Here is a 4,658-nt window from a genome sequence, read left to right as displayed (position 1 = left end):
GGCCAGGCCTCAGCATTTTATTATGGTGATCCCCTGGGCGAAATGCGCCTGGTAAGCAGAGTTTTTGAAATGTAAGGCCTTTGAATAAGACAAAAGGCTGCCTCATCGCTAACTTTGCAACAGTGCCCGTCAGACTATCTCGGCTTCGATCTGGTGATGGCGGATAATCTGCCCCGCCCGAGTGTGCTGCTCGCGGATCGCGGCTACGATGCAGACAAGATCAGAGACGGCATGGAGGGGCGCAACGTCCTGCCCGTGATACCGATGCGCAAGTCTCGCAAGAAGCGGATTGGTGTCGATCGCTCCCTGTATCGCCTGCGTAATCTGGTCGAACGCTGCTTCAACAAACTCAAAAACGCCAGGCGTGTCGCGACCCGCTACGACAAAACCGCGGAAAGCTTCCTCGGCTTCATTGACATCACGTCGATCCGTCTCTGGATCCGCCATTTGTCAACATGACCTAGAATTTCTTAGAGTTTTAGCCGAATTCATAGGTAGCTGGCGGGCGCGAAGTTTGGCGCGGTGTGAGCTCTTCTATGCGAGCGATAGGCTTCTCAGTGACATCGGAACAATGCGCGATACAGCAGGCGATTACACCGCTCGGCGCCCGTAAAACGCCAGTTTCGTTCAACAAATCGTCGACCCCCGCAAATCAACTGGACCGCCCCAGCCTTGAAATGGAAATCACCGTAGCGCCCGCTTCTCAAATACCTCAATTGTAACTGACGCGACAGTTATATAGAGTTTGCGCATTCCAACAGTCGGGGTGATTGCGTGCCGAGACCCAAAACCGTCGATGACAATACCGTCCTTGATGCGGCTCTGAAGATCATGTTGCGCCCTCAACGTGAGGCGTTCACCCTGTCTGACGTTGCCACGGAAGTAGGCCTCAGCCGAGCCGCCTTGATTCAACGCTTCCAGAATCGCGACGGCCTGCAACTGCGGGTCGCAGAACGCGGGCTCCAGATGCTCGAAGAGTACTTGCAAGAGGCGCCCTCTCATCAGGGTGTCGATGACGTCTGGACTTTCCTTCGTACTCTCGTGAATTCGATGGGTAGCGACGACCGGTTGCCATCTCTGCTGATGATGCTGCGCGACGACATGGTAGACAAGGAACTCAATACCATTGCCAAGGCCAGGAACCGCCTTATCAGAAACGCCATCTCGGAGCGACTGCCCGACGCTTCCGAGGGGCAAAATGATATGCTGGCAAGTCTTATCCAGGCCACCATGCAGGGCGCAGCACTTCAGGCGGGTGTGGACAGCCCAAGCGAACTCAAACGGCATATCCTCGATCACATACGGCTTCAGCTGGACCTGATCTTTCCCGGCAATGGCATTGCGCCAAACGATTGACAATTGCTCCATCAGTTTATAACATACGCGCAAGTTATAAATGAGATATGCGATGCTGCACGACACGGACCGAATACTGAAGCTGGCCAGGGAGGCAGGCTTGGAGCTTGCGCCCGGTTCCCTTAGGCTCAACGAAATGGGCCTCGATTTCCAAGTTGCTTTCGGCAGGGATGGGGACGCTGTAGAGTGGGTTTTGCGGATGCCGCGCCGGACGGACGTGGCATGTGCGGCAGTCAAGGAAGCGAAGATACTCGACTATTTCCGCAGTCGGCTGCCAGTCGCTGTGCCGGACTGGAAGGTCTTTAGCGATGATCTCATCGCCTACCCCTCCCTGCCGGGCAATCCGGGGCTGACATTTGACGCCTCGACCTATGAGACGACCTGGCACTTTGACCAGAATTCTCCGGTCTATGTTGAAACGCTGGGCGCGGCGCTCGCGCAATTGCATGGGCTCGACACCGACGATGCAATTAGCGCGGGGCTAAGCAATCTCAGTATCGATGCCGTACGAGAGAACTGGACGCGCGATCTCGAAACTGTCGAGAAAAGCTTTGAGGTACCGGCAGCAAGACTTGCCCTCTGGCGCGCTTGGCTTGCTGACTTGTCATTCTGGCCTACCCATGCCGCCTCAGTGCACGGCGATCTTTATGTCGGGCATGTCATGGTCAAATCGGACGGTACTGTCTGCGGGATAATCGACTGGAGTGAGGCTCATATCGGCGATCCTGGAATCGATCTGGCTGGACATCTCAAGGTGTTCGGCGAAGCTAGCCTGCGCGACCTCCTCGGTCACTACGAGGCGGCGGGGGGACAAACCTGGCCGCGTATAGTTGAGCATTGCAAGATGCTGCAGAGCGCCGAGGGCATCCGATATGCTATGTTCGCCCTTAAGACGGGCAGCGCAGAGCATCTGGAGGGTGCCCAGGGGCTTTTGTCGGCGCCAGGGATTTGACGCTCCGTCGGTCCGCGGCCCCGCTCCTGGGTGTACTTGCCGCAGGGTGCCTGTTTCGCCTGGGCAATGCGTTTGCCGCCGTCGCCCTGCCGTGGTTGGTACTCGATCTCAGCGGCAGCGGGCTCTGGGCCGGAGCGATTGCAAGCGCGAGCCTTATTGCTTTGGTTATCGGCGCTTTTTTCGGAGGGGCGCTGATCGATCGGCATGGCGCGCGCAGGGTCGCGATCATCGCGGGATTGGCGAGCGCTGTCTGCGTGGGTGCGGTTCCTGCCATAGTGCAGCTCGGGCCTGAAGCGCTGCCTTTCATCGCCGTGCTGGTGGCTGCGGGCGCGCTGCTCGACAGCCCCGGCATGACGGCGCAAGATAATCGCATTCCAGAACTGGCGCGGCTTGGCCAGATCCCGCTGGCGCGTGCCGTTTCGCTCAAGTCGCTGATCGGCAATGCGTCCTTCGTGGCCGGTCCGGCCCTTGCTGGTATCTCTATCGGCTTTGGCGGTGCGAGCGTGGCCCTGGTCATCGCCTTCACATGCAGCATGCTTTCGGCGCTTCTGATTGCCGTCTGGCTCTCAGAGGCGCGCCGACGCACTAAGCGTAATGATGGCGGCATGCTCTCGGCGTTCGGCTTTATATTTCGCGCTCCTCCGCTCGCCTATCTGACGTTGCTTGTCATGGTGGTGGTGGGTTTTACCAGCACTACTACGAGCGTGCTGCTACCCTCCCTTTTTCATCAGGCTGCCAGAGCGCCTCAGGAATTCGGTTTGGCCGCTTCCTCGATCGGCGCCGGATCGCTCTGCGGTGCCTTGCTGCTGACGATCTTTCCAAAGCTGGCCGGGCAGTTCACTGCACTTCTCGTGATTGTCGCGTCATTGGCAATGGTGCCGGTGGCGCTTCTTCCGCCTCTCCCAGCCATCCTCCCGTTGGCCTTCATCTATGGGCTTCTGCTGGCCCCTTTGGGTGTCGCCCTGAACACTATGCTCTTCATCCAAGCGCCTCAGCATCTGCGCGGACGGGTGCAAAGCGCGAGTGCAGTTCTGACTTTGGCGGCAGGGATACCAATTGCCCTCCTAACGGGTCTCCTGGTCGAGACGCTGGGAAGTGGCATGGCGCTGATGGCCTGCATGCTGGCTACGGCGTTGGCTACCATGTGTACGCAGTTGTGGTCGCGGTCCGCGGACGCCGGGCCGCGCTGAGCCTCAATTCCCTCGGCATAAGGAGAAACCGACATGCATGCAGCACTGAAAGAGCAGATTGCCGGGTTGGAGCGTAGGCTCTGGCTGGAAGGCTCCGAGGCTTTCGATAAGATCATGGCACCGGAGTGTTTCATGGTTTTTCCAAAGCCGATCGGTATTTTGACACGGCAGGAAATTTTGGCCAGCCTCGGAAATTTCGCCCGCTGGGACGAGGTCACAATTGAGGGGGGGCATTGGCAACTGCCGACAGAAAATGTCGTCGTTTTCAGCTACGAGGCGCAGGCGAAGCGGGGTGAACAGCCTTACGCCGCATTTTGCTCATCTACCTATGTGTTTATCGGGCAAGTATGGCGTATCGTGCTGCACCAACATACCGTCGGTGGCTAGGATTGGACCAATCTGGCAGCTGGTGGCACCGCGACATCGAGATGCTCGAGCACTGCAATGTTTTCAAAACCGGCAATCAGGGGAGTGGCTTCCTCGATTGCCCGGCTTACCAGTTCGGTGCGGAGAGAGGCTTCTTGGCTAGGTCATGTTGACAAATGGCGGATCCAGAGACGGATCGACGTGATGTCAATGAAGCCGAGGAAGCTTTCCGCGGTTTTGTCGTAGCGGGTCGCGACACGCCTGGCGTTTTTGAGTTTGTTGAAGCAGCGTTCGACCAGATTACGCAGGCGATACAGGGAGCGATCGACACCAATCCGCTTCTTGCGAGACTTGCGCATCGGTATCACGGGCAGGACGTTGCGCCCCTCCATGCCGTCTCTGATCTTGTCTGCATCGTAGCCGCGATCCGCGAGCAGCACACTCGGGCGGGGCAGATTATCCGCCATCACCAGATCGAAGCCGAGATAGTCTGACGTCTGGCCTGGCGTAATCTCTGCCCTCATGGGAAGCCCGTGTGCATTGACGAGGAGGTGGATTTTGGTCGTAAAGCCACCTCGAGAACGGCCGAAACCCTGTCGCGGAGTCCCCCTTTAGCGCCCGCTGCCTGATGGTGGGCGCGGATCACGGTGCTGTCGATCATCTGCAGGGGCACTGTTGCAAATAGTCGGTGGTGATAAACTTATCATCCCCTTTTGCTGATGGAGCTGCACATGAACCCATTCAAAGGCCGGCATTTTCAGCGTGACATCATTCTGTGGGCCGTACGCTGGTAC

Annotated in this window: 4 protein-coding genes and 3 pseudogenes; 6 read left to right on the top strand and 1 reads right to left on the bottom strand. The window is 58.0% G+C overall.

Annotation, left to right across the window (positions count from 1 at the left end):
* The 6 genes and pseudogenes from K5Q92_RS23310 to K5Q92_RS23285 all read left to right on the top strand — a co-directional run.
* A pseudogene (locus K5Q92_RS23310) lies at positions 1–75 on the top strand (IS6 family transposase); the annotation flags it as partial.
* A gap of 54 nt (positions 76–129) precedes the next feature.
* Positions 130–459: pseudogene (locus tag K5Q92_RS23305) on the top strand (transposase); the annotation flags it as partial.
* Between the two features lie 315 nt (positions 460–774).
* Positions 775–1,356, top strand: coding sequence for a macrolide resistance transcriptional regulator MphR(F) (gene mphR(F) / locus K5Q92_RS23300; protein ID WP_021263609.1), 582 nt, complete (start codon positions 775–777; stop codon positions 1,354–1,356).
* 52 nt (positions 1,357–1,408) lie between these two features.
* Positions 1,409–2,308, top strand: coding sequence for an Mph(F) family macrolide 2'-phosphotransferase (locus tag K5Q92_RS23295; protein ID WP_021263608.1), 900 nt, complete (start codon positions 1,409–1,411; stop codon positions 2,306–2,308).
* Positions 2,305–3,498 carry a macrolide resistance MFS transporter Mrx(F) gene (mrx(F), locus tag K5Q92_RS23290; protein WP_220771203.1) on the top strand — a complete coding sequence of 398 codons (1,194 nt, stop codon included), beginning with the start codon at positions 2,305–2,307 and terminating at the stop codon, positions 3,496–3,498. Before K5Q92_RS23295 ends, mrx(F) begins: the two co-directional genes overlap by 4 nt.
* A 33-nt stretch (positions 3,499–3,531) precedes the next feature.
* Positions 3,532–3,885 (top strand): nuclear transport factor 2 family protein, encoded by a 354-nt coding sequence (locus tag K5Q92_RS23285; RefSeq protein WP_031943237.1) that lies wholly within the window; start codon positions 3,532–3,534, stop codon positions 3,883–3,885.
* A 143-nt stretch (positions 3,886–4,028) separates the two neighbouring features.
* On the opposite strand, the pseudogene K5Q92_RS23280 reads toward K5Q92_RS23285, so the two are convergent.
* Positions 4,029–4,537: pseudogene (locus K5Q92_RS23280) on the bottom strand (IS5 family transposase); the annotation flags it as partial.
* Positions 4,538–4,658: the final 121 nt, after the last annotated feature.

This window comes from Shewanella sp. MBTL60-007, from assembly GCF_019654915.1.
GTDB lineage: Bacteria > Pseudomonadota > Gammaproteobacteria > Enterobacterales > Shewanellaceae > Shewanella.
Note: the sequence above shows the minus strand (reverse complement) of the source record. Positions and strands in the feature narration are given on the sequence as shown.